This window comes from Rhodococcus sp. IEGM 1306 (assembly GCF_036541985.1).
Classification (GTDB): domain Bacteria; phylum Actinomycetota; class Actinomycetes; order Mycobacteriales; family Mycobacteriaceae; genus Rhodococcus_F; species Rhodococcus_F qingshengii.
Genome location: NZ_JAZHFF010000001.1, coordinates 140,180 through 164,936 on the forward strand (window position 1 = coordinate 140,180; position 24,757 = coordinate 164,936).

The 24,757-nt window shown below is 62.4% G+C and carries 26 protein-coding genes; 14 read left to right on the forward strand and 12 right to left on the reverse strand.

What is annotated here, in order from left to right:
- Positions 1-94: 94 nt before the first annotated feature.
- Positions 95-946 (reverse strand): mechanosensitive ion channel family protein, encoded by an 852-nt coding sequence (locus V3587_RS00740; protein ID WP_430459228.1) that lies wholly within the window; start codon positions 944-946, stop codon positions 95-97.
- 80 nt (positions 947-1,026) lie between these two features.
- Between V3587_RS00740 and V3587_RS00745 the strand changes: the two genes are divergently transcribed.
- The 4 genes from V3587_RS00745 (at position 1,027) to V3587_RS00760 (ending at position 4,754) form a co-directional block, all read left to right on the forward strand.
- On the forward strand, positions 1,027-1,665 hold the full coding sequence (locus V3587_RS00745; protein WP_073512600.1) for a DUF2461 domain-containing protein: 639 nt from the start codon (positions 1,027-1,029) through the stop codon (positions 1,663-1,665).
- A gap of 428 nt (positions 1,666-2,093) precedes the next feature.
- Positions 2,094-3,086 carry an ABC transporter substrate-binding protein gene (locus V3587_RS00750; protein WP_283376006.1) on the forward strand — a complete coding sequence of 331 codons (993 nt, stop codon included), beginning with the start codon at positions 2,094-2,096 and terminating at the stop codon, positions 3,084-3,086.
- A gap of 83 nt (positions 3,087-3,169) precedes the next feature.
- On the forward strand, positions 3,170-3,955 hold the full coding sequence (locus V3587_RS00755; protein WP_064687776.1) for an alpha/beta fold hydrolase: 786 nt from the start codon (positions 3,170-3,172) through the stop codon (positions 3,953-3,955).
- 70 nt (positions 3,956-4,025) lie between these two features.
- Positions 4,026-4,754 (forward strand): Clp protease N-terminal domain-containing protein, encoded by a 729-nt coding sequence (locus tag V3587_RS00760; RefSeq protein ID WP_283376007.1) that lies wholly within the window; start codon positions 4,026-4,028, stop codon positions 4,752-4,754.
- Here the strand turns inward: V3587_RS00760 and mqo are convergent.
- Complete coding sequence (mqo, locus tag V3587_RS00765; RefSeq protein WP_283376008.1) at positions 4,738-6,180, reverse strand: malate dehydrogenase (quinone); 1,443 nt, start codon at positions 6,178-6,180, stop codon at positions 4,738-4,740. The genes V3587_RS00760 and mqo overlap by 17 nt on opposite strands.
- Before the next feature lie 95 nt (positions 6,181-6,275).
- On the opposite strand from mqo, the gene V3587_RS00770 reads away from it, so the two are divergent.
- Entirely contained in the window at positions 6,276-7,184 is a 909-nt protein-coding gene (locus tag V3587_RS00770) for a LysR substrate-binding domain-containing protein (RefSeq protein WP_042447004.1), read from the forward strand.
- A gap of 58 nt (positions 7,185-7,242) precedes the next feature.
- Here the strand turns inward: V3587_RS00770 and V3587_RS00775 are convergent, their stop codons facing one another.
- The gene (locus V3587_RS00775; protein WP_003939930.1) at positions 7,243-7,446 is read right to left on the reverse strand and encodes a cold-shock protein; all 204 of its coding nucleotides are present in this window, start codon (positions 7,444-7,446) and stop codon (positions 7,243-7,245) included.
- Between the two features lie 346 nt (positions 7,447-7,792).
- On the opposite strand from V3587_RS00775, the gene V3587_RS00780 reads away from it, so the two are divergent.
- Positions 7,793-8,842, forward strand: a complete 1,050-nt coding sequence (locus V3587_RS00780; protein ID WP_283376009.1) for an ABC transporter substrate-binding protein — start codon at positions 7,793-7,795, stop codon at positions 8,840-8,842.
- Positions 8,843-8,888: 46 nt separating this feature from the next.
- Positions 8,889-9,608, forward strand: coding sequence for a dienelactone hydrolase family protein (locus tag V3587_RS00785; protein ID WP_283376010.1), 720 nt, complete (start codon positions 8,889-8,891; stop codon positions 9,606-9,608).
- Here the strand turns inward: V3587_RS00785 and V3587_RS00790 are convergent, their stop codons facing one another.
- Positions 9,609-10,334 carry an SDR family NAD(P)-dependent oxidoreductase gene (locus tag V3587_RS00790; protein WP_054188428.1) on the reverse strand — a complete coding sequence of 242 codons (726 nt, stop codon included), beginning with the start codon at positions 10,332-10,334 and terminating at the stop codon, positions 9,609-9,611.
- Between the two features lie 72 nt (positions 10,335-10,406).
- Here V3587_RS00790 and V3587_RS00795 point away from each other — a divergent pair, with 72 nt between their 5' ends.
- Positions 10,407-10,946: a MarR family winged helix-turn-helix transcriptional regulator gene (locus V3587_RS00795; RefSeq protein WP_283376011.1), complete on the forward strand. Its 540-nt coding sequence runs from the start codon at positions 10,407-10,409 to the stop codon at positions 10,944-10,946.
- On the opposite strand, the gene V3587_RS00800 is transcribed toward V3587_RS00795, so the two are convergent.
- From V3587_RS00800 to pcaH, 6 genes are read right to left on the reverse strand one after another with little or no spacing between them, the layout of a single operon-like run.
- Positions 10,947-12,158: an acetyl-CoA C-acetyltransferase gene (locus tag V3587_RS00800; protein ID WP_283376012.1), complete on the reverse strand. Its 1,212-nt coding sequence runs from the start codon at positions 12,156-12,158 to the stop codon at positions 10,947-10,949.
- Between the two features lie 24 nt (positions 12,159-12,182).
- Positions 12,183-13,007: an IclR family transcriptional regulator domain-containing protein gene (locus tag V3587_RS00805; protein ID WP_003940116.1), complete on the reverse strand. Its 825-nt coding sequence runs from the start codon at positions 13,005-13,007 to the stop codon at positions 12,183-12,185.
- Entirely contained in the window at positions 13,004-14,185 is a 1,182-nt protein-coding gene (pcaDC, locus tag V3587_RS00810; RefSeq protein ID WP_283376013.1) for a bifunctional 3-oxoadipate enol-lactonase/4-carboxymuconolactone decarboxylase PcaDC, read from the reverse strand. Before pcaDC ends, V3587_RS00805 begins: the two co-directional genes overlap by 4 nt.
- Positions 14,182-15,510: a 3-carboxy-cis,cis-muconate cycloisomerase gene (pcaB, locus tag V3587_RS00815; RefSeq protein WP_283376014.1), complete on the reverse strand. Its 1,329-nt coding sequence runs from the start codon at positions 15,508-15,510 to the stop codon at positions 14,182-14,184. The genes pcaDC and pcaB overlap by 4 nt, the downstream gene beginning before the upstream one ends.
- Before the next feature lie 11 nt (positions 15,511-15,521).
- A complete protein-coding gene (pcaG, locus tag V3587_RS00820) occupies positions 15,522-16,163 on the reverse strand; it encodes a protocatechuate 3,4-dioxygenase subunit alpha (protein WP_218747810.1) in 642 nt (213 codons plus the stop codon).
- Positions 16,156-16,875, reverse strand: a complete 720-nt coding sequence (gene pcaH / locus V3587_RS00825; protein WP_007730015.1) for a protocatechuate 3,4-dioxygenase subunit beta — start codon at positions 16,873-16,875, stop codon at positions 16,156-16,158. The genes pcaG and pcaH overlap by 8 nt, the downstream gene beginning before the upstream one ends.
- Before the next feature lie 171 nt (positions 16,876-17,046).
- On the opposite strand from pcaH, the gene V3587_RS00830 reads away from it, so the two are divergent.
- Together V3587_RS00830 and V3587_RS00835 are read left to right on the forward strand one after the other, a co-directional pair.
- Positions 17,047-17,793, forward strand: coding sequence for a CoA transferase subunit A (locus tag V3587_RS00830; RefSeq protein ID WP_030536554.1), 747 nt, complete (start codon positions 17,047-17,049; stop codon positions 17,791-17,793).
- Positions 17,790-18,437 carry a CoA transferase subunit B gene (locus V3587_RS00835; RefSeq protein ID WP_003940102.1) on the forward strand — a complete coding sequence of 216 codons (648 nt, stop codon included), beginning with the start codon at positions 17,790-17,792 and terminating at the stop codon, positions 18,435-18,437. Before V3587_RS00830 ends, V3587_RS00835 begins: the two co-directional genes overlap by 4 nt.
- A gap of 63 nt (positions 18,438-18,500) precedes the next feature.
- Here the strand turns inward: V3587_RS00835 and V3587_RS00840 are convergent, their stop codons facing one another.
- Positions 18,501-19,379: an AraC family transcriptional regulator gene (locus tag V3587_RS00840; protein ID WP_283376015.1), complete on the reverse strand. Its 879-nt coding sequence runs from the start codon at positions 19,377-19,379 to the stop codon at positions 18,501-18,503.
- 154 nt (positions 19,380-19,533) lie between these two features.
- Between V3587_RS00840 and V3587_RS00845 the strand changes: the two genes are divergently transcribed.
- From V3587_RS00845 to V3587_RS00860, 4 genes are all read left to right on the forward strand, one after another.
- Positions 19,534-20,106, forward strand: coding sequence for a peroxidase-related enzyme (locus V3587_RS00845; RefSeq protein ID WP_058037940.1), 573 nt, complete (start codon positions 19,534-19,536; stop codon positions 20,104-20,106).
- Between the two features lie 133 nt (positions 20,107-20,239).
- Positions 20,240-21,937 (forward strand): hypothetical protein, encoded by a 1,698-nt coding sequence (locus tag V3587_RS00850; RefSeq protein ID WP_283376016.1) that lies wholly within the window; start codon positions 20,240-20,242, stop codon positions 21,935-21,937.
- Positions 21,909-22,526 carry a sortase domain-containing protein gene (locus V3587_RS00855; RefSeq protein ID WP_283376017.1) on the forward strand — a complete coding sequence of 206 codons (618 nt, stop codon included), beginning with the start codon at positions 21,909-21,911 and terminating at the stop codon, positions 22,524-22,526. The genes V3587_RS00850 and V3587_RS00855 overlap by 29 nt, the downstream gene beginning before the upstream one ends.
- 26 nt (positions 22,527-22,552) lie before the next feature.
- Positions 22,553-23,635, forward strand: coding sequence for a M20/M25/M40 family metallo-hydrolase (locus tag V3587_RS00860; RefSeq protein WP_283376018.1), 1,083 nt, complete (start codon positions 22,553-22,555; stop codon positions 23,633-23,635).
- Here V3587_RS00860 and V3587_RS00865 read toward each other — a convergent pair.
- A complete protein-coding gene (locus V3587_RS00865) occupies positions 23,596-24,621 on the reverse strand; it encodes a LacI family DNA-binding transcriptional regulator (RefSeq protein WP_042446970.1) in 1,026 nt (341 codons plus the stop codon). The two genes, V3587_RS00860 and V3587_RS00865, sit on opposite strands and share 40 nt — an antisense overlap.
- Between the last annotated feature and the right edge of the window lie 136 nt (positions 24,622-24,757).

Here is a 24,757-nt window from a genome sequence, read left to right on the forward strand (position 1 = left end):
ATCGTGCGTCAGGCACCAGCGAGCCCCCGGTGGTTTCGACCCCGCCGGGGGCTCGCGTAATTGATGGAAAGGGCAGTCGATTCCGTTTCAACCGTCAGCGCAGAACAGGCAGGTACGGTGCCTCGATTCCCTGCTCTTCGAACGCAGTCAGCGCCGAGCGTGCAAATGCGCGCTGGACTGCCCACTGGCGCCCAGGCTTGACCTGCGCCGTCACTCGAATGGTAATTGCCTCGGCAGTAACCGAATTGACTCCCAGCATCTCCGGCTTGTCGATCATGTCCGCCCTGATCGGTTCGGACTCCGCCGCCTCGAGGACAGCTCGCGTCGCCACCTCGCACGCTTTGTGCACGTTCGCATTGTGGGCGATGGGGAGATCGAGAACTGCAGTGGCGTAACCCTGACTCATGTTGCCCACTCGCAGGATTTCGCCATTGCGGCAGTACCACAAGGTGCCGTTGGCATCTCGAATCGTGGTGACACGCAGGCCCACTGTTTCGACGGTGCCGACCGCGTCGCCGAGATCGACGACGTCGCCGACACCGTACTGATCTTCCAGCAACATGAAGATGCCGGAGAGGAAGTCACGCACCAGGTTTTGTGCACCGAAACCGATGGCAAGACCGATGACGCCGGCGGATGCGATGAACGGCGCGACGTTGATCCCGAGGATGCCGAGGATCTGCAGCACACACCAGACGAGGATGACGATGGACACCGTCGATTTGAGTACCGAACCGATGGTCCGGGCTCGCTGCGATCGGCGCTCGTTCACCTTGGCGTTCGGAGACTTGCGAGGCTTGGACATTCGATCGATCCCGCGGTGCAGTGCGAAGCGCAGAACGACTGCGAGCGCCACGTAGATCGCGATCTCGACGGGTCGGTGAATCAACCAGTCTCGGTTGGTATCGGTCAGTTCCCATGCTTGTATTTCGGAAATCATCTCCATGCAGTCTACGGATTCGGGCCGATCCGGGCATCGGTGCAGGGCAGACGGTCCAAAGCCGAACAGGCAGCTAGGCTTACGTCATGGCTGCGTTCACTGGCATACCCGTTGCTGCACTCGATTTCTACGAAGACCTGGAAGCCGACAACAGCAAGACCTGGTGGGCAGCGCACAAGGAGACGTACGACGAAGTGGTTCGTCGTCCGATGGCGTCGTTGACCGCGGCGTTGGAGGACGAATTCGGCACGGCCAAGCTCTTTCGGCCGTATCGTGACGTTCGATTCTCGAAGGACAAGATCCCGTACAAGACGCACCAGGGAGCGTTCGTCGGTCTCGCCGAGAGCTGTGGCTACTACGTGCAGATCGACGCGGCAGGGTTGATGGTGGCCGGTGGTTTCTACGCCAGCAGTTCGGAGACCATCGCGCGTTATCGTGCGGCTGTCGACGACGACGTTCGAGGGCCGGAGCTCGAGAAGATCCTGGCCTCCGTCGAGAAGGCCGGATTCACGATCGGCGGCGACAAGCTCAAGACGGCGCCTCGCGGATACACGGTCGATCACCCGCGGATCGAATTGCTGCGTCACAAGTCGCTGACTGCTGGTCGTAGTTACCCAAGCCCGTCGTGGCTGGACAGCGCCAGGACGTTGAAGGAAGTTCGCGCGGCGTGGCGCGCACTGACACCTTTGGTCGAGTGGTCGGGGCAGGTGCTCGGACCGAACTGACCGTCCGACAAAAAGTGTGACGCAGCCGTAGGAGAGTTCACCTCGAGTTCATCAAAACTCGAGACGCCTGGGGCTACCGTGGTGTGTGTAACTCAAAGTCTCGGCACCGCTTCGAGTCGCAGCGCCGCAGTTCGAAGCCATTTTCTCTCGATCGACATCGTGAACAACCCGTGTCAGTGGAGACCATCATGGCTATGTTTCTTGCTCTCGTCCTGATCATCTCGGTTCTCGGAATCGTCGGCACCTACCTCGCGTTCAGCGCGGTCTACTTCGTCGAGATGCGCAAGCTCGACAAGTAGGGCGGCTCGATTTGGCCTGATTCGACTATTTCTGGGCCGATCGCGACGACCCTCCCTGCGTACGCTGTTAGGGCATCCTTATCCGCTCGCAACAGTGGATGATTCATTTCTTTTGGAGGTTCGACACGCATGCCCGCTCAATCCACGCTCTTGCTTCCCGAGGGCTACTCCGACAACCGCCTCGTTTCGGACCTCACACGTCGGCAGTTCGGCTTCGGTGCCGGGATCGCCGGGCTGGGCGCGTTCCTGGCGGCCTGCGGTGACAGCGGGAGCAGTTCGGGTGAAACCGAAATGCGTTCTGTGACGACACCTCTCGGAACGTACGACATTCCTGTCAATCCGAAGAGGGTTGTCGCGATCGACTCGCGGCTCGATCTGGAACCTGCTGTAGCTCTGGAACTTCCGCTCGTCGGCTACACGTACGCCCAGGCGGCACCGTGGGTGCCTATCGATTCGTCGGTACCGTTCCTGTCGGAGATCCCCAACCGCGAGCAGATCTTGGCGCTCGAGCCCGACCTGATCGTGTGCCTGAACTACGAGAGCGAGTGGTGGCCGGTGGCCGAGATGTCCACCATCGCACCGGTTCTGACGACAGAGTTCACCGACGACTGGCGCACAAACCTCTCGCGGTTGTCGGGCTGGCTCGGTCGAACGGCCACACTCGATCGATTGACGCTCGACTACGACAATCTGATTTCCGACATCCGCAGTCGTCATGCCGAGAAGATTGCGTCCAAAACCGTTGCCAGTGTCTCGTTCATGCCGGACACGAACACGCTGTACGTCACGAGCATCCGTACCTCCGAGAAGGGCGACAAGCCCAGCGACATGACGCTCGGCGACATCGGTGGCAAAACCGCCACCTCGGAGGGGCTCGATCCCGAGGGCGGCGTCAGCCTCGAAGGCCTCGACGTGCTGGCCGGCGTCGACGGCTTCATGATCACCGAAGACGAGGACAGTGCGGCGTACCAGGCATTGGTGGCGAGCAAGCTGTGGCAGCGACTCCCGGCAGTGCAGGCGGGCAACGTCACCAGTCTGGGTGGCTCCACCTTCTACGGTTCGATCTACACGATTTCCTACGTGGCGCAGGGTTGGGATGCCCTGTACAACAAGATCAGCTGAAGCCTCTGCCGACCGGACCGATGAGTTTAGGTAACGCGGGCGGTCTAATCAGGTAGGCATTGACCAGACCTGAGGAGATCGACGTGCAAACAGAGCAATCCCCAGCGGTAGTGCAATCCCGCGACGGTACGACCATCGCATACGAACGCTCCGGTGCCGGACCAGCAGTGGTCCTGGTCGCCGGAGCGTTCTGCGACCGCGGATGGTTCGATTCCCTGGCTGCAGAGTTGGCGGCGGACTTCACGGTGTACTCGTACGACAGGCGCGGACGCGGGGACAGCGGTGACAGTCGCGCGTTCTCGATCGACGCCGAGGTGGAGGACTTGCGAGCGGTCGTCGCTGCCACCGGTGAAACACCGCTCGTTTACGGATTGTCGTCGGGTGCCGCGCTGGCTTTGGAAGCCGCTGCGCAGGCCGTTCCGATGCGTAAGCTCGCCGTCTACGAGGCGCCGTACATGGACGACGACCAGCGTGACGAGACTGCCCAAAGTGACCTGGAGCGATTGATTGCGGGCGGCGACAGGGAAGGTGCTGTGACGCGTTTTCTGGATCTGACCGGCGCGTCTCCGGAGATGGTCGACGAGATCAAGCGGAGTGCCGATTGGCCCGACATGTGCGCCATCGCGCACACCTTGCCTTACGACGTCGCGGTGTGTGATCACGGCTGCGAGTCGCTCGATTGGCTGGCCTCGATTACCGTCCCCACGTTGGTCATGTACGGCGGTGACAGTGGTCAATGGGCGCCTGCTTCGGCAATGCGAATTGCCGCACAAGTCTCGGGGACAAAGACTTTGGAGATCCCCGGTCAGGGCCACGGCGTCGCCGACGACGCTATTGTCCCGGCTCTGCGTGAATTCTTTTCCGGCTGAGCACTGGGCGGCGAAAACGATCGTCAACCTAGGGTTGACGTTTTCGATTGCGTCAACCTATGGTTGACGCATGAGTAAACCAGTGGAAATGACCAACAAGGTTCGACTCGACGACCTCATCGACGCGATCAAGAAGGTGCACACCGACGCGCTCGACCAACTTTCCGACGCCGTGATTGCCGCTGATCATCTCGGTGAAGTTGCAGATCACCTGATCGGCCACTTCGTCGACCAGGCGCGTAGGTCGGGAGCGTCGTGGACGGAGATCGGCGCGAGCATGGGTGTCTCGAAGCAGGCTGCGCAGAAGCGTTTTGTTCCCAAGGCGCCGAGTGATCAGAAGCCGATGGATCCGAACGAAGGGTTCAACCGGTTCACTCCCCGGGCGAAGAACGTCGTCATGGCCTCGCAGAACGAAGCCCGCGCCGCCGGTAACGCAGAGATCCGGCCGGAGCACCTGCTCCTGGGGCTCGTCGAGGAGCCTGCCGGGTTGGCTGCGAAGGCGATAGTGGCGCAAGGGGTGGAGCTCGAATCCGTCCGAGCTGCAGTGGCCGGTGTACTACCGACTCCGACTTCCGAACTACCAGAACTCATTCCGTACGACGCTCGTGCGCGCAAGGTCCTGGAACTGACGTTCCGTGAGGCTCTTCGCCTGGGCCACAACTACATCGGAACCGAGCACATCCTGCTCGCGCTGCTCGAACTCGAAGACGGATCAGGTGTTCTGGCTGATCTCGGAATCTCGAAGTCGGTGGCGGAGTCGAACATCGTTGGAGCACTGGCCGTCATTCAGGATCAGTGATCGGTGTCAGTGCCGGCATCAATTCCTTAAGTGCCGGCATCCATTGCTCGATGTGGCTCGGAAAGCACTTGGCGAGTACGTCCGTCATCACAGATGGTGCAACCGAAGCTCCCGGCGATGCACCCAGGAGACCGGCAATCGATCCCTCTGCGCTGGTGATTACCTCTGTGCCGAATGTCAGCATCCCGACCTTTCTCGGATGAGGCTTCACCAATTGGGCGCGCTGCCCGGCCTGAATCAGCTTCCAGTCTGCGGGATCGGCCTCGGGATAGAAGCGTTGCAGTGCGGCAAACTTGCGCCGTTTCGATGACAGTAATTGGCTGAACAGGTATCGGACGAGCGAGATGTTCTGTATTCCGACAGCAAGCAATACTGCGACGTTTCGGAATCGGATCGTAGCGAACAAGTCAGTTAGCTTGCCATGCTTGAGGAGTCGTGTGCTGAAGGTGGCATACGGTCCGAACATCAATGACGGGCAGCCGTCGACCACACGCCTGTCGAGATGGGGGACCGACATCGGTGGTGCTCCGATCGCGGCTTGGCTGTACACCTTCGCGTTGTGGGAGTCGACGACGGTGCGTTTTTCGGTATGCAGGAACTGGGCTCCGAGTGGGAACACCGCATAGCCTCGAACCTCGGGAACTCGCGCCTTCTGAAGAAGCCTGAGCGCGTACCCGCCTGCGCCGACGAAGACGAATCTAGATCTCAGTTGGAACCGAATGCCAGAGATAGTGTTTCGCCCACAGATGAGCCACGTGCCGTCTGTCATGCGCTGGAGTGATGTTACGTCGTGGCTCGTGCGGATGCGTGCACCACGATTTGTCATGGTGTGAAGCAGTTCTCGGGTCAGAGCACCGAAGTCCACGTCTGTACCTGCTGCGTATCGAGTCGCAGCTATCGGTTCGGAATCCATTCGGCCGCGCATCATCAGCGGCGCCCAATTATTGACCGTCTGAGGATCTTCTGTGTACTCCATGGCTGAGAATTCGGGTAATCCATGTAGCGTGGCGTGGCGCTGACGTAGATATTCGATGTCTCGTTTGCCGAAAACGACGTCCATGTGAGGGGTTGGGTTGACGAACGATGGGGTTTGTTTCAGCTCGCCGGTTTCCGCGAGTGATCCCCAGAATTGGCGAGACAGGTGGAATTGGTGGCTGATCTCTACAGCTTTCGCGGGGTCGCTGGGGTCGGGCATGTAGTTCAGTTCGCATAGGCCCGAATGGCCGGTTCCTGCGTTGTTCCACGCGTTGGAGCTTTCGCCGGCGGGTTCGCCGAGCCGTTCGAGTACCTCGATGGACCAATCGGGTTGGAGTCTTGCGATCAATGTACCCAGCGTTGCCGACATGATCCCGGCGCCGATGAGTATTGCGTCGAGTGGGGGCTCTTCGGAACCAGGTTTCAATCCCGACGGTGGCGACGTGAACATGGGCGGCCTTTCCTCAGAGGTTGGGGTGTATGTGCATCGTGGCCCCAAACAGACTCATCCGTCCAATGAAGAAACCATCGGTTTATGATCCGAATATGGATGAGTTTCGATCGGCTGAAGTAGAAGGGCTGGCGCCGCTTCTGGCGGCCTTCGATGTGGCCGCGGAGGAAGGTCACATCACGAGAGCTTCCGACCTGCTCGGGATTCCTCAGTCCTCGCTCAGCCGGAGATTGAAGACGCTCGAAAAGACGCTGGGATTTCAGCTTTTTCAGCCGGTTGGGCGCCGGGTTGCACTGACCTCGGCAGGGCGCGAATTACACGAACTAACTAGCCGCCTCGTCAAGGAGCTGGACAACGCAGTAGGTCTGGTCCGCAGTAACGCGGATCCGGAGGGTGGCCTCGTACGATTCGGGTTTCCACTGACATTGGGCCCGATCAGCGTCCCGTCGCTGCTCGCAGAGTTTCACGAGGCGGCGCCGCGGGTGCGATTGAACCTTGTGCAAGCGCATGGGGAATCACTCGCGCAAATGGTCCGAGACGGGCGTCTGGATCTTGCCGTGATGATTCCAGCGCCGGAGGACTTGCCTACAACGCTGTTGGGGCATCAGCAAATACTCCTGCATGTGGGTACTGGACATCGATTAGCGGCGAGAGATTGTGTCGACCTCGCGGAACTGGTCGACGAGACATTCATCGCGAGTCCGCCCACCTATCACCTTCGGATGTTGCTCGACTCTTGCTGTATGCAAACCGGATTCGAGCCGAGGGTTGCATTCGAGATCACGGAGTTCGAAACGATTCGTGCCCTGGTCTCGCGTGGTCTCGGTATCGCGTTGCTCCCCGTCGCCGAGGTCGATCACCCGGATCTCGTCGCTGTTCCGGTAACGGGCGTTCGCGATCGAACCATCGCGTTGGCCGTCGGCAATTACCGCCTGACGCCCGCCGTAATTCGACTGCGTGATCACCTGATTGCTCGTGCAACAGCGCTTCTCGGGTCGCCGTAAGGACAATGCAGAAGAGGGCCGCACCCTTGCGGGTGCGGCCCTCTTCTTGTGTCACTGATCAGACAGCGCGCACATTGGTGGCCTGAGGACCCTTCTGGCCCTGGCCAACCTCGAACTCCACACGCTGGTTCTCGTCGAGCGACTTGTAGCCGTTGCCCGAGATTTCAGAGTAATGAACGAACACGTCCGGTGTTCCGTCGTCGGGAGCGATGAAACCAAAGCCCTTTTCGCCGTTGAACCACTTCACGATGCCCTGTGCCATACCGATACTCCCTACAAACTCGATCCGGGCCCTCACATCGAAGTCCCGATCTCGATATGTCTATCCTCCCACGCCGCGCAAGTCGAACGGTGGGCGACGTGCAAAAGACGGTAATTCGGAAGCTTTCGAGGAGGGAATGGCAACTGATCTTCGACTGATTTTCGACGCTGGAGCGACCCGATCGCCGAAGGCAGGGACTGGTGGCTCGCCCAACTGCCTGCGGTGATAGATCAGCGGGAATGTACTTGTCCGCTCGAGAACGGTCCATTTTTATCGCTCCGATCTCTCGGAATCGCAAACGTAGGAACCCTATGGAAGATGAGGGTGGGCTAACCTCTCTTTCGCTGTGCCCTCGGCGCGCGCAGCAGTCGCCGAGAAGGAGAGTGCATACATGTACGGAACGATTTGTGAATCCACGACGTCTGAACTGGTGGACCAGCTCAGTCGCCGTGGGTTCTTCGGCGTCGGCGCGGCGGCAGCGGCCGCCATCCTTGCGGGGTGTTCGACTACATCAGATGCTTCTGATGCCGGCGAACAACGTGAGGTGATCAATGCGCTCGGAACCACCACGATCTCGGGGAAGCCGGAAAGGATCGTTGTTGCCAGCGACTTCACGGATCTCGAATTCCTGCTCTCTCTCGGCGTTCACCCAGTCGCCTACGGCAATACGGGTGCGTGGGACCGCGGTGCACTGCCGTGGCAGAGCACCGCTGGAATAGCCGATCTCGAAAGCTTCGACACCACAGGCGAAATCAGCCCGGAAATCATCGCGCGCTACTCACCGGATCTCATCATCGGAATGAAGACCTATCTCGAACCGGCAGCCGAGAGGCTCAGCCAGATCGCGCCGGTCATCGCGCTGGACTGGACCACCTCGTGGCGTGACGGCGTCGCCACGGTCGGGCAGGCCGCTTTTGTCGACGAGGCCGCTGCTGCAGCGATCGCCCGGACCGACGCCCTGATCTCCGACACCGCCGCTTCGCTGAACGGCTTGGGTGGCAAGACGATCATGATCGGCTCGATGTACGGCGATCAGTTGTATGTGCAGGGGGATGCCAGTGCGCCCGGGGTTCTGCTGCGCGAACTCGGACTCGACTATCGCGGATACAACGCCGAGCAGATGACTGCGCTGTCGATGGAGCAGGCGGAGGTACTCGCACCCGCAGACATTTTGCTCAGCCTCGCTTCTGATCAGGAAGCGACGACGAGGTTGGAGAACTTCGCAGTTTTCCAGAACCTCCCCGCGGTGAAGGCGCGAGCCTATGCGCCGGTCGAACTTCTGCTCTCGAATGCCTTTGTCGACAATTTCGGTCCACTGAGCGCACCGTACGCCTTGCCGCAGCTCGCCGGGGTCTTGACCGGGCTTGCGGCGGGCCAGGGAAAACAGCTCCCCTGACCTCGCTTCCGAGCCTATTGACGCCGCGTCGGCCTAGCATCGAAACATGGTGGACATAGATCTGACGGGCCGCGCCGCAGTAGTCGGCGGATCACAACCGCTGCGAGCGATACTCGAAACCCCCACTACCCCCGGCCCGTGGCCGGGGGTAGTGATGATTCACGAGGCCTTCGGGCTCGAGGAGGTGATGCAGCGGCAAGCCAAGCGGCTGGCCGCTGCGGGATTCCTGACGCTCGCTGTCGACCTCTACAGCGCGGGCGGGGCGAAGCGGTGCCTAGTGCCCACCATGACGTCGATGCTTCGAGGACACGGCAAGGCGTTTACCGACATCGAAGTCGCTCGCAGTTGGCTGGTGGAATCCCCGGACTGCACCGGAAAGATTGGTGTCATCGGATTCTGCATGGGCGGCGGCTTCGCGATGGTCAGCGCCGGAGATTTCGACGCTGCCTCGGTCAATTACGGTCAGCTTCCACGCAAACTCGATGAGGCCGTGGTGGATGCGTGCCCGATCGTCGGGAGTTTCGGAGGCAAGGACTTTTCGCTCCGGCGCGCGGCAGCGAAGCTGGAGACGGCGCTCAGCAATGCCGGTATCGAGAACGACGTCAAGGAGTACCCCACCGCCGGCCACGCGTTCCTCAACGACGCGGAGGCCGGACCCAAGGTGCTTCGTCCTTTGGAGCGCATCCTCGGAATCGGTCCCGATCCTGTTGCAGCGCAGGATGCCTGGAAGCGAATCGACTCGTTCTTCGAGCGCCACCTGGCGTGATCAGCGACTGGTTCTCTCACCGCCGTTGACTGCCAATACCTGACCGGTGATCTGCCGGGCACCCGGTGAGGCCAAGAAATGGACGGCTGATGCGATATCGTCCGGGGTTCCGGCGCGCTTGGTGCTGGTGGATTCGATCAGCATCGCGCGACGCTCGTCCGTCAGAAAGTCCCGGAAGAACTCGGTGTCGGCGATGTAACCGGGGGAGACGATGTTCGCCGTGATGCCTTCTGGGCCCAGTTCGGCGGCCAGATCGACATTCCACGTCGCAACTGCTGCTTTGGCAGCGCCGTACGCTCCAGCTCCCTTGTCGGCGGCAATCGATCCGATGGTGATGACGGCACCGCCACTGGGGATTCGATCTCGAACTGCTGCTGTGGTCAACACTGCCGAGATCAGATTGGAGTCCAGATTGGCCCGCCACCCGGCGGCCAGGGATTCCAGATCTGACGGCGCTTCACGATCGAAGTCCGTGTTACCGCCGGCGCAGTGCGCCACGACGTCGATGGTTCCCGGAAGCGAATCCTGCAGCCGCTTCAGGTCTTTCGGGTCGGAGTTGTCACAAGTCAAGGCGTGAACATTATCGCCCAACTCCTCCGCGGTCTTTTCGAGTGGTTCCGTGCGTCGGCCGGTGACAAAAACGGTGTCTCCGTCCCGGGCGAACGCCGCTGCAACTGCGCGCCCGATCCCTGTTCCGCCGCCGGTTACCAGAACTGTGCGTGTCATGCCTACCTCCGTGAGCTACGTTTAGACCTATACGAAGAACGTATCATTTAGAGCTAAACGAGGTGTGCAGTGGTGGGCGACTACAACCCGGACGACGCGGTGGACGCGGTTGCCTTGGCGTGGCTTCGCGAAAGGCCGGGCACGCCCGTGGAGGGTATCGGCATCGTCACCAGGCTGTGGATGTGCGCCAAGCTGCTCGGTGAGGATCGCCGACGGGTACTCGCCTCGGCCGGTGCGGACACAGCCACGCTGGACCTACTCAGTGTCCTGCGGCGATCCGGCGAGCCGTATCAGTTGACGACTCGCCAGATCACCGAGCAGACCGGAGTCACGGCCGGTGCGATCTCGCAGCGACTCGCACGCGCGGAGAACGCGGGTCTGGTGGAGAGGTCCTCCGCCGCGCAAGGGTCACGAATAGTGCTCGTGACCCTCACTGCCGCCGGTCACGAGCTGGTGGAGCAATTGGTGGACCGAGTTCTCGGCCGTGAAGCCGAACTGACGTCGATTCTCACCGAGCAGCAGCAGGCCGAACTCACCGACCTGCTGCGTGTCTTTCTCGACGGCCTACGCGGCGAACTCGGTGACTCCGGCGTCGCGCACGTCGGGGCTTGATCAGGACAGGCGCTCGAAGACCGCAGCCAGGCCCTGCCCGCCGCCGATGCACATCGTCTCGAGGCCGTAACGCGCTTCGCGACGGTCCATCTCGCGCAACAGGGTGGCCAGGATTCGTCCACCCGTGGCTCCGACCGGATGTCCGAGGGAGATGCCGGAGCCGTTGGGGTTGATGCGTGGGTCGTCGGCCTCGAGATTCCAACTCTGCAGGACTGCAAGTGCTTGTGCCGCAAAGGCTTCGTTGAGTTCGATGACGTCCATGTCCACCAGGGACAGCCCGAGGCGGCCGAGTGCCTTCTCCGACGCCGGTACGGGGCCGATGCCCATGGTGCGCGGCGGAACGCCCGCAACGCTCCAACTCGCGAGGCGTGCGAGCGGTCGCAGTCCGAGGGTACGAGCTTTGTCGGCGGTGGTGACGATCGCCAGTGCTGCGCCGTCGTTCTGACCGCTGGCATTACCTGCAGTCACGGTGGAGTCGGGGTCGATCTTTGCGCGCATGGGACGAAGGCGCGCAAGCGATTCCATCGAGGTGTCGGCGCGTGGATGCTCGTCGGTGTCGACGAGCAGGGCCTCGCCCTTGCGCTGCGGAACGGATACCGGAACGATTTCTTCGGCGAAGACGCCGTTCTTCTGTGCTGCGACTGCACGCTGATGGGACTGAACCGCGAGTGCATCTTGATCCTCGCGGCTGATGGAGAACTCGGCGCGCAGGTTCTCTGCCGTTTCGATCATTCCGCCGGGAACCGGGAAGTCACGTCCGCCGGCTGTGACGCGGGCGCGCGCGAGACGATCGCTGAGCGCAACTCCTTCACCCTTGACGCCCCAACGCATTCCGGTTGCGTAGAACTCGGCCTGGCTCATCGACTCGGCACCGCCCGCGAGGACCAGGTCACTGCCACCGGACTGAACCTGCATGACGGCCTGGATGACTGCCTGTAATCCCGACCCGCACCGACGATCCACCTGCATGCCGGGAACATCGATGCCCAGACCCGCGTTGAGCGCCGCGATGCGTCCGATCGCCGGAGCCTCACCGTTCGGCGAAGCCTGGCCGAGAATGACGTCGTCGATCTCCGCGCCCGAAATGCCGGTACGCGTGACGAGTTCGGTGATCAGCGTCGAGGCGAGATCTTCCGGGGCTACGTCACGGAAGACACCGCCGAAGCGGCCGACAGGGGTACGGAGCGGTTCACAGATGACAACGTCAGGCATTGGTTCTTCCTTGGGTCTGCTCGGTCAGCGGGTCGCTGCCGAGTGATTGTTGGACGACTGAGTACGTCCGAGATCGACGGAGATTGCGTCTGCGGTGGCGACTGCGGCCGGAACCAGTTCACCGCGAACAGCTTCGGCGCTGTAGCGGGCAGCCTGGGTGGAGATGTTGACGGCCGCGACCACGTCACCGGTTGCGTCCCGGATGGGTGCGGCAAGAGAGCGCAGACCCTCTTCGAGTTCTTGATCGACTATCGCGAATCCGTCGGCGCGAATCTTCTCGAGTTCGGCGCGTAGTCCGTCGGCCGTGGAGATGGTCTTGCCGGTCAGGCGGGCGAAGGACACTCGAGAGAGGTATGCGTTTAATGCGTCGTCGGGTAGGCCCGCGAGCAGGACCCTGCCCATGGACGTCGCATAGGCGGGAAAGCGCGTGCCGATGGTGATGGACACCGTCATGATGCGGCTGACCGGAACACGAGCCACGTAGACGACGTCGTCACCGTCGAGGATCGACACGGACGTGGATTCACGGACCTTGGCGGACAAGGCTTCCAGATGCGGCCCGGCGATCTCGGGAAGGGACAGACTGGAGAGGTAGCTGTAGCCGAGTTCGAGGACACGGGGCGTCAACCAGAACACCGAACCGTCAGTACGTACGTATTCGAGTTCGACGAGCGTGAGTAGGAAGCGGCGAGCAGTCGCACGCGTGAGATCGGTGTGCCGGGCAACCTCGCTGAGGGTGCGACGCGGGTGCTCACCGTCGAAAGCCTTGATGACGGAAAGCCCACGGGCCAGCGACTGCACGTAGTCCGGGGACGGTCCCGGCGCCTGCTCGCTGCTGTTCTCACTCATGTTGTCTCGTTCTCCTCAGGTTCGGCCGAGAGGTCCGCGAGTGCTTGCTTTCCCAGCGCAAAAGCCAAGTTGCTGTTCGGCACACCCGCATAGACCGCGGTATGGAGAAATACTTCCACGAGTTCGTCGGGATCGATCCCGGCACGCAGCGCAGCGCGAATGTGCATGTCGAGTTCGTGTTCGTTGCCGACGGCGGTGAGGATCGCGAGAGTGAGGAGCCTGCGGGTGTGGTGATCGAGGCCGGGGCGCGACCAGATGTCACCCCACGCCGTGCGAGTGATGAAGTCCTGGAAAGGGGCGGTGAACTCGGTGGCACCGGCAATGGAACGGTCGACGTGGGCGTCGCCGAGCACCTGGCGTCGTATGGTCATGCCGGCCGACACCGCGGCGCTACGTTGGGCGAGCGCAGATGTGTGCGAGGCAATATGCGTTGCAAGTAGTTTGGTGACGCGCCCGGCTTGTTCGACGTTGGCCAGGTGTGCGCCCGGATCGACCACGTGCAGTACCGCATCGGCGATGCCGTCGGCGATCGCACCCAACGTCGACGGAGGCGTCGCCGGATCCTGCTCGCCCGCGATGAGGAGCGTCGGAGCGACGATGCGGGCCAGGTCGGCGCGGCCGTCCCACGTCGAAAGCGCCTCGCAGCAGGCGGCATAGCCCTCGTCGGGTGTGGCTTCGACCATCGCGACGTGACGGGCGACAAGCTCCGGATCATTCTCGGCCAGTCCCGGCGTGAACCAGCGTCCGACGACGGCGGCCGCGATTGACGCGATACCGTCCGCACGGACAGCCCGAGCACGATCGATCCACGGCTGAGCCGGGGCGAACTGCGAGGACGTGCACATCAAGGTCAACGTCTCGACGCGAGTGGGGTGGTGTGCGGCGATCCACTGGCTGACAGCGCCGCCGAGGGAGAGCCCGACGAGATGTACGGACTCGAGTTCGAGCGAATCGAGGAGAGCGATGACATCGCCGGCGAGATCGGCAATTGAGTAAGGGCCCGCAGGCACCGGTGACTTGCCGTGGCCGCGATGGTCGACGGCGATGACGCGGTAGCGATTCGACAGCGCGTGAATCTGCGGCTGCCACATGGACAGATCGGATCCGAGTGAACCCAGGAGAACTACTGCGGGAGCATCAGGATTGCCGGTCTGTTGAAAGTTGAGCGCGACGCTCATCGAGATCCTCCTGTGGGGCGTTCGGCGAGGGCGCGGTCGACCAGATCGGTGGCGTGGCCCAGATAGTGTGCGGGGTCGAGTAGTTCGGCGATCTCGGTTTCGCTCAGGTGCTCTGCGATGGCGGGATCACGATCCAATCTGGTTCCGGAAGTGGCTGCCGCGGTGACGATGTCGCGCGCTCGATCAGTGTGTGCGGACAGGGCCTTGGTGGCCCGCTCGGCGAGAATCAGGCCACCGGTGATGTCGAGATTGCGAGCCATCGACTCGGTGTGTACTTGCAGGCCGGTGAGGCTCACGGAAAGCTGGTGCGCGGCTCCGCCTGCCAGACGCAGGAGATCGGTGACGGTTTCCCACTCGGCGTGCCAGGGGCCTGCGGCGCGAGCGAATTCGTGATCCATGTTCGACAGGGCTGTGGCCACCAGCGCGGGAGCACGTCGCGCTGCCGCGCGGGCGGTGATCGCGGCAACCGGATTCTGCTTGTGCGGCATGGCCGATGAGCCGCCCGGAGCGCTCTCGGCAACCTCGGACAGTTCGGTGGACGCCATGACGGTGATGTCGGTGGCGGGCTTGGAAACGGCGCCGGCGACGATACCGAGTGTGGTCGCGAGTTCTGCGATAGTCACGCGGTCGGTGTGCCAGGGAGTGACCTGCCTGGCCAGGCCGAGTTCGTCGGCCAGCGCGTCGGCGATCCTGAGCCCGTCGGGATACAACGCAGCGAGTGTTCCTGCGGCTCCGCCGAATTGAACCGGCAACGTGGACAATACGATCTCGAGGCGAATCGCTGCGGCGTCGAGTGCGGTGAACCAACTCGATGCCAGTAGCCCGAAGGTGGTCGGAAGTGCTTGTTGTCCCAGGGTTCTCGCGACCATCGGAGTAGAGCGATGGATGCGGGCGAGGTGGGCGGCGGAATCGGCGGCGCGGGTCAGGTCGGCCAGAACCACCGCGCCCGCGCGTCGCGTCAACAGCATCAGCGCACAGTCCATGATGTCCTGACTGGTGGCGCCCGGGTGCACCACGGAGGCAGGCACACCTTCCTGTCCCACCCTTTCGCGCAGCATCTTCACCAGCGGAATGACGGGATTTCCGCCGGCGGCCGACGCGCGGCCGAGCGCCACGATGTCCAGACCGCCCGGTTGTGAGAGTTCGGCCGCGGCAGCAGCCACCGCGGCGCAATGTTCCCCGTTCGCCAACCCGACTGTGGCCATCGCACAACTCAGTGCGGCCTCCACGTCGAGCAACGCGGTGACCCACGCCTGGTCGGACAGGTGCTCCGATACGCGGGTGGCCCCGAACACCGGGTCGAACAGTGCGCCGCGAGTGGGCATGTGTACTCCTCTTACAGCTCGAAGAAGGGCGTCTCGACGCCGTTCGCGTCCTCGTCCTGAACATAGACCGTCCAGGAGTACCCACCGTCGACCTTGGTTGCAACCAACTTCGCGCGTTCGGTTTCGCTCAGTGACGACAGCACCGGATCTGTTGCGTGTGCGTCGGCGTCTTCGGGGAAGTACAAGCGGGTGACCAGGCGGTCGAGCATGCCGCGAGCGAAGACCGACACGTTCACGTGTGGGGCCTCGTCCGCATCCGTTTCAGTGGGCTGCGCACCGGGCTTGACAGTGTGGACCAATGCAGTGCCCGTGGGATCCGCTGCGCTGCGGGCGAATCCGCGAAAACCAGCCGGAGTGAGCTCCACTGCGCCACGGGGATCGTCCGGATGGTTGAAGCGTCCGAGCGTATCGGCCTGCCATGTTTCGATCATCGCGTCCGCGACGGGTGTACGGGCGCCGTCGATCACCGTGATGGCCAGCATGATTCGTCCGGGGGTATCGCTCGGGGCAGCGTCGGGGCCGTCCGTCCAGGGGAGGCCGATGTGCCAGTACGGCCCGACGGTCTGAGAGGGCGTGACCCCGAAGGGGGCAGTGGTGAAGTCGCCGGGGACGACCGGATAAGTGGGTGCGGGCTTCGCGGTGTGATCAGTCATCGTGGTCTTCCTCGTTCTCGAATACGGAGGCATTACGGCCGCGCAGGACGATGTCGAAGCGGAACCCGAGAGCCCAGTTGGGGACTGTGGCGTCGTAGTCGAAGACGCTGACCATGCGGTGACGTGCTGCTTCGGGTACTGCGTTGTAGATCGGGTCCTGGAAGAACATCGGATCGTCGGGGAAGTACATCTGCGTCACGAGGCGCTGCGTGAATGCCGTGCCGAACAGCGAGAAATGGATGTGTGCCGGTCGCCAGGCGTTGTCGTGGTTCATCCACGGGTAGGCGCCCGGCTTGATCGTGGTGAAGCTGTAGTGGCCGTTCGCGTCGGTGACGCAGCGACCCAGGCCGTTGAAGAACGGATCCAGCGGCGCGGGCCAGTTGTCGCCGGTGTGGCGGTAGCGTCCACCGGCGTTGGCCTGCCACACCTCGAGCAGTGTGTGGGGGACGGGTTTTCCGTCGCCGTCGAGTACGCGGCCGTGAACGACGATGCGCTGTCCCTGTGCTTCGCCGCCGTTGGCAATGGTCAGGTCGTTTTCACCGGCGCCGACGCGATCCTCGCCGAATACCGGCCCGGTGAGCTCCGTGAGCCGCTGGGGGAGCAGCTTCAGCGGCTGCTTCGGGTGGCGAAGGGAAGTCGTCTTGTAGTCCGCGAAATCGGCCGGGGCGTTGACGCCAGTCGGCCGCTGGTACCTCGGCGGTAGATGCAGCATAGGGAACCTCGTCGTTCGGTTACGTGAAGTTGTTCGCAATGTGTACATGTGTTGCGCTCTGCGAACAGAATAGTTCGTAGATGTGACCCAGGCAATGCCGGGGGCGAAAAATGTTCGTTATGCGGACGGGGGTTCACAATACGTACGGGTCGCGCTACTGTGATCGACATGATGGACAAAGTCATTCCCACTGCTGCCGAGGCCGTCGCCGACGTGCCGGACGGCGTCACGATCGCTGTCGGAGGTTTCGGGCTCGTCGGAGTGCCGGAAATCCTCATCGATGCGCTCCTCGAGCAGGGCGCGACATCACTCGAAACGGTGAGCAACAACTGCGGCACCGACGGGTTCGGGCTCGGAGTGCTTCTGGAGAAGGGGCGTATCCGTCGTACTGTCAGCTCGTACGTCGGCTCCAACAAGGAGTTCGCGCGTCAGTACCTTTCCGGTGAGCTGGAAGTCGAACTCACGCCGCAGGGCACGCTCGCCGAGCGCATGCGCGCCGGGGGAGCGGGCATCCCCGCGTTCTTCACCCCGGCCGGCGTCGGCACCCAGGTCGCCGACGGCGGCCTGCCACTGCGTTACGACGGCAGCGGCGGCATCGCAGTTGCCAGTCCGCCCAAGGAAACTCGTGACTTCGACGGCGTCACCTACGTGATGGAGCGCGGCATCGTCGCCGACTATGCACTGGTCCATGCCTGGAAAGGTGACCGGCATGGCAACCTCGTCTACCGCGCGAGTACCCAGAACTTCAATCCGGCTGCAGCAACGTCGGGGCGCATCACCATTGCGCAGGTCGAGCACCTCGTAGAGCCGGGTGAGCTCGACCCCGCCGAGATCCACACGCCGGGCATTCACGTTCAGCGTGTTGTCCACGTCGGCCCCGTGACGGTCGGCATCGAGAATCGGACGGTACGAGCATGACTTCTGTACTACCCACCAAACTCACCCGCGAAGAGATGGCGGCCCGCGTCGCGCGGGAACTCGAGGACGGGCAGTACGTGAACCTCGGCATCGGTATGCCGACGCTGGTTCCGAACTACCTCCCGACCGATATCACCGTTGTATTGCACTCGGAGAACGGCGTTCTGGGCGTGGGGCCGTACCCGACCGAGGACGAACTCGATCCCGAGCTGATCAATGCGGGCAAGGAGACCATCACCGTTCTCCCCGGTGCGTCGTTCTTCGACTCCTCAGCGTCGTTCGGCATGATCCGCGGCGGCCAGGTCGACGTTGCCGTGCTCGGTGCCATGCAGGTCAGTGCCACCGGAGACCTCGCGAACTGGATGATCCCTGGCCACATGGTCAAAGGCATGGGCGGCGCGATGGATCTGGTCCACGGCGCAAAGCGCGTCATCGTGATGATGGAGCACGTCTCGAAGAAGGGTGAGCACAAGATCGTCGAGAAGTGCTCGCTTCCGCTGACCGGTAAGGGCTGCGTCCAGCGAATCATCACCGACATGGCCGTGATCGACGTGACTGACGACGGTCTCCGCCTGGTGGAGACGGCGCCGGGCATCAGCGTCGAGGACGTGGTTGCTGCTACCGGAGCGAAACTGATTCTTTGACAGTCTGTTTCATCTGATGGCTCAGCCGCCGGGTCGTGACTTCCATCCGACCTGGCGGCTGTTTTACGCCCCGACGTCGCTCAGCTCGCTCTCGACCGGAATCCAGAGCTCGAACCGTGCGACGGTGAAATCGTCGTTGTATTCGGTACGCATGATCTCGGGACCAGGTACGGAGCGAAAAGGGTTGGCAGGGAACCATTCCGTGTAGATATCTCGCCACAAATACTGCACAGATTCGATTTCCGACCCGTCGGCGGTGAAGACGGCCCACGTGTGTGCGTCGACCGTCAGCACATCGAAACCCGTGGGTGAAGGTTTGCCGGTGACCACTCCCAGGTAGTAATCCAGTTCTGTGCCTTCGGTTCTGGGATGCGCCAAATTGTCGACGACACTGACGATTCCCGCCGGGTCCTGATCGGAGAGCTCGCGCAACCCTCGCAACGCAACCTTGTCCACGGAGCCGGTGAAATCTTCGATCGCAGAATTGGGACCTTCGTGAACCAATGGAACCCGGGTCTTGAACCCGACTACCGTCAGGGCAGGTTTGTCCACAAGCATGTAGTCCATCGGTGTGGCTCCTTCCAGTGTCACGTGAATGACAAGTTTCTGTTGGGATTTGAGAACGGCGGGAGCGCGTTTGACCGCGCCGGGGCTCACGCCGTGAAATGCGGTGAACGCTCGTGTGAAGGCTTCCGCGGACGAGTAGCCGTACTTCACGGCGGTCTCCAACACTCCTGATCTGCTGACGGACAACTCGGCACCAGCCAGGGTGAGTCGACGTCGACGGATGTATTCGGATACGGGAATGCCGGCCAGGGCCGAGAACATCCTCCGAAAGTGATACTCCGAGGTGGTTGCCAGCCTTGCCATCTCGGCTGTCTCGATCTCGCCGCTCAGATTGCTTTCGATGTAGTCGAGCGCGCGGTTCAGTCCGTCGATCATCGTGTCTTCCTGTTCACGGGTTTCACGCTACGCAGATCACTTGGGCCGTACCCGACTATCCGTGCCCGAAAAAGTAGGGCAGGAAATGCATCTGGACAACTCAGTTAATCATCATTATCTTGAATCGAACATCGATGGCTGACCAGGAGGCACAGTGAGCACCCGTTTTCCGCAGGCTGAATTGACCGAGGTGCCCGAGGACATCGCCGCCAAGATTCTCGAGATCCAGGAGAAGTCGGGGTTCGTGCCCAACGTCTTCCTGATGTTCGCTCGGCGCCCAGCCGAGTTCCGGGCATTCTTCGCATACCACGACGCGATCATGCTCAAGGAAGATTCCGCACTCACCAAGGGTGATCGAGAAATGATCGTCACCACGATCTCTGCGGCCAACAAATGTACGTACTGCGTTGTCGCGCACGGCGCAATTCTGCGTATCTTCGAGAAGAAGCCGCTGGTTGCCGACCAGGTTGCGGTCAACTATCGCACCGCAGAAATCTCCGATCGTCAGCGCGCGATGCTCGACTTCGCCACCAAGGTGAACTCCGCCTCACACGAAATCGCCGACGCCGACTTCGACGCCCTCCGTGTGCACGGCTTCGGCGACGAGGACGCGTGGGACATCGCCGCGATCACTGCATTCTTCGGGCTCAGCAATCGCATGGCGAGCTTCTCCGGCATGCTGCCCAATCCGGAGTTCTACCTGATGGGGCGCGTTCCGCGGTCCTGATTCTTGCGGGTAGAGCAGCAGCTCTCAATTTTTCGGACCGACCGGTCGTAACGTCTGGAAGTCAGCCGACGAAGTAAAGGCTGTCCACGCCGGAATTGCCGTCTTCGTAAAGAAGGCCGAAAGGTTGAGCGCTATGTCGGAGAAGTCCATCGCCCATTCTCGGAGGGTCCGCTCTGCGGCCGCCGGTGCCGTACTAGCTCTCGGATTGGCGGTGGGCGGCACGGGAATTGCATCGGCAGAGCCGGAAACCGTGTGTACCCCGAGCGCTGATCCGCTGGTGACCTGCGCCGAGGAAGAGGCAGCTGCCACCACCGACGCCGACGCGGCGACGAGCACCGAGACCACGCCGGAGAAGGTTGAAGCCGGGGTCGCCGGCACGGGCAGTGCCGAAACCGCTGGTACGGACGCTGCAGCACTGGCGGAAGCCGAAGCAAAAGCCAAGGCAGCTGCCGACGCGGCAGCGAAGGCCGCCGAAGCAGCCGCGACGGCAGGGGTCGACTCGTCCGCAGCGACAGACACTTCGGTGAAGGCGACCGAGGCAATGACCCAGGCGAGCGTCGAGGCAACCAAGGCGGCGGTCGAATCGACCAAGGCCAAGGCGGAGGCCGGGGCCGCGGAACAGTCTGCCAAGGAAGCCGAAGAGGCGGCCAAGGTTGCGGAGTCCGCGGCGGCCGATGCCAAGGAGGTAGCAAAAACAGCTCAGGCAGAAGCCGACGCGGCCGCAGCCAAGGCTGCGGAACTCGAGGAGGCTGCGAAGGCCGCCGGTTCGGGGCCCAAGACCGAAGAGGCAGCAAAGGCGCGCGCCGAGGCTAATGCTCTGCAGGCCAAGGCCGATGAGGCGAAGGCTGCCGCGGATGCAAACGCCAAGCTGGTTGCGGACAAGAACAAGGAAGCCGAGGAAGCCTTCAAGAACTGGGATTTCGCGAAGGCAGCCGTCGCTAAGGCTCAGGCGCTGGCCGCAGCTTGGAATGCCAAGCAGCTCGCGATCACCGTCAAGGAAACTCAGAAGGTGGCCACCGCCGCCGAAACCACCGCCAAGGCAGCCGAGTCCGCAGCCGCCACCGAGGTAGAAGCTGCCACCGCCGCCCGTAAGGCCGCAGATGAAGCGGCAGCTACCGCAGCTTCCGCACAGAAGGACGCTGCCGCTGCACAGAAGGCCGCGGAGACGGCGCAGGCCGAGGCCGATGCTGCAGGGGAGGCGGCCACCGACAAGCGAGCAATCGCCGACGAAAAGGCTGCCGAAGCCGCCAAGAAGGCCGAAGCTGCCGAAGTAGCGAGTAAGAAGGCGCAGGATCTCTACCTGGCCGCCGAAGACGCGAAGGCGGCGGCCGACGCCGCAGCAGCAAAGGCCAAGGAAGCTCAGGCCGCTGCAGCCGCCGCAAAGGCCGAAGCGGATGCAGCGCAGAAGATCGTCGACGAGCTCAAGGCAAAGGGCGAGAAGGAGATCGACAACGGAACAGGCGTCGGCGGTGAGGTGATCATCGGTGAGCACACCGACGACGGCTCCGGAGTCACGAAGGTCGACGAGACCACCGCTGTAGTGAACAAGACCGGCGTCAAGCTGGTCGGCTACTACAACAACAAGGGAGCCTTCGACGTCGTCGACTACTACGTCACCGACGCCGACGGCGATCCGGCACTCGCTGGAAGCCTGCCCCCGGTCGATCTTGCTCTCGGCGACACCGCAAGCAGCAGCACCAGCGGTAGCAGCAACTCCAACCTGCCGGCTGTATTGATCGGCGTCGGAGTCGTCGGCGCTGCCGCCGCAGCAGCTACGACGGTGGTTGTTCGTCGCAAGCGTCATGACGGCCCGGGCAACACGTCTGCGTAGCGCCGGCCTCTCGGCGGTAGCGATCCTCGCCCTCCTCGCATCCGGATGTTCGGGCGAGAACGCAGGATCGCTACCAGACCGCTCGCCGGTGCAGTCGCATATCGCGGCTGCACCGGCTTCGGTGACCGTCGATCCGGCAGAACCCGAGCGGATCGAGTTGAGGTCTGCGTCCGGGGTCACGTACCTGAGCAGTCCGTTGCACTCGGAGAAACTGATGCGCGGCGGCGAGAGTGGGCAGCAACTGAATCCCGTCGACGAACTGCCGGTGTGGTGGGGTGAAAGCGGAATGCCGGGAACGTCGACCACACAAACAGTTGTCGTGGTCGGCCACAACTACACCACTCGCGAAGCACCGTTCCGGGCGCTCCGGGTAGTGGAGTCGGGCGATCGAATTCTCCTGGGTACACCGAACGGGGTGCTCGAGTACGACGTCGAAACCGTCGGGCCGCTGCACAAAGGTTCGCTGCTGGGCGCTCACGAGTTGCGCGAATCGGTTCCGGGACGGCTGATCCTCGCCAATTGTGATGTCGTCGAAGGAGAGTCGACCGACGACAATTACGTCGTCATCGCCCAGCTGGCAGCGCACTGAATCCGTGGCAGTGCAAGAATAGGTACATGGATTCCCTCGGACTTCTCTCGGAACTGGTAGCTCTCGACACGGTCTCGGGGGAGTCCGCTCCTCAACGGCGGGCGATGGATTCGATTGTCTCGTTGGTTCTCTCACGTGCGCCACAGGCGAAGGTGGAGTCAGACCTGACCGGCAATCATCCCTGGGCCTTGATCACCAACGAAGCTGCACCCTCGGCAGCCAGACTCCTGTTCGCCTGCCACGTGGACACGGTGCCGGTGGGCACTGTCTCCGACTGGGAGTTCGATCCGTATGCCGCACAGGTCGACGGCGAATTGTTCCTCGGCAGAGGGACATCGGATATGAAGGCCGGCCTTGTTGCCGCTACTGCCGCGGTTGTCGACGCTTTCGAACGTGAAGTCCCGGTCGCGCTGTTGCTGACGAGCGACGAGGAAATCGGATCGCTCGGGGCTGTTCGTTCGGCCGACGCCGTTGCGAATCTCGAGGTCGGGGCCGTCATCGTTCCCGAGGCGACCGGCAATCGCATCAACCTGGGGCACCGCGGTGCACTGTGGCTCGAAGTGTCCGTCAAAGGAAAAGCCGCGCACGGGAGTACGCCGCAGCGAGGAACTAACGCCGTCCTCAAACTGCTTGACGTCGTCGACCGAGCCCGGCGTGAGCTTCCGCTGTCGTCCGACGCGTTTCTGGGTGCCGAAACCTGGAACCTCGGCTTGGTCGGCGGGGGTTCGGCTCCGAACATCGTGCCGGACAGTGCACGTGCGGTGATCGATCACCGCACGGTGGGAGACGGCGCCGACCTGCTCGCGTGGTGGCGAGCCCAACCAGAAGTCGACTCGGTGGAGACGTCGATTCATCTGGGAGGTGTGCGTACCGACGCGTCGGACCCGTGGTTGGCCACCTTGCCTATCCCTGTTGCAACCGAACCGGTTTCGTACTTCACCGACGCTTCGGTACTGGCCGCCGCCGCCCCTGGTGCTCCCGTCGTGATCTGGGGCCCCGGCACTCCCTCGCTGATGCATGCGGCCAACGAAAGCGTCAAGGTCTCCGAACTGGACGATGCGATCGCTGCTTACGGTGCGGTTGCCGCCGCTTGGCCGACGGTGGACTGACGGACAATCAGTTCAGGAGCAAGCGCGATGTGGGCTGTCGACTCGGAAGAGTTGTTCATCGCCTGATCCAGAAGTCGCACAGCTTCTTCCGCGATTCTTTCCTGCGGCTGACCGACGGTGGTCAACGGCGGGTTGCACAATTCGGAGAACGGGATGTTGTCGAAACCGGTGACTAGAACGTCGCCGGGAACGTCGATGCCCAATGCGTGACAGGTCTGCAACACGCCGAGTGCGATCAAGTCGTCGGCGCAGACCAGGGCGTCGGGGCGAGTTTTGCCGGTCAGGATGATGTTGGATGCCGTGCGCCCCCACTCGATCGAGTACTCGCCGAGTTGTGTCCACTCGTCACGAGTTTCGATGCCCATTCGATCCGCGTGGCGGAAGAAGCCGGCCCGGCGAAGTTCTGTTGACGAATTGGTCAGCTCGGAACTGATGAAGGCGGCAGATTGCGCGCCACGCTCCGACAGATGCTCCATCACCAGGGATTGAGCGGCGTCGTCGTCGACGCCGACCCAGTCCGTCTGGGTATCCATTGCAAACCGGTCCAGTTGAACGACCGGAAGCGTTGCCGCGCTGGCTCGGACGGCTTCGGCACTCAGTTCGCCGTGGCACGGGCTGATGATGATTCCGTCCACTTGCCGGGAGACGAGCGACTTGAGCCGCTGCGCTTCCACGTCGGGATCGGAACGAGAATCGCACAGGAACAGTTGTAGGCCGCGCCGAGCGAGGACGTGTTCGACGTTGACCACCAGCGAAGTGAAGAAGGGGTTCGCGATACTCGGAACCACCATTCCGACAGTGTCCGTCCGATTACGACGCAGTGAGCTGGCGATGATGTTTCCCGAGTATCCGAGAGAGTCCGCGGCTCGTTTGATCGTCGCTGCAAGCTCGTCCGAGACAGGGCGGGAGCCGGACAGTGCCCGCGACACGGTGGCCGTCGAGACCCCGGCCAGTTCCGCGACATCGCGAATGGTCGCCTTGCGCATGCGTCCCCCGTTTTCTGCTCGATTCGGGTCCGAGGTTATCGAACCGCACGGTCCAGTGTCCCGCATGTAACGCGATTGAGGCAATCGTTTACAAATTCGAATTGTGAAATCCTTGACACAACCCGGTGTTGATCGC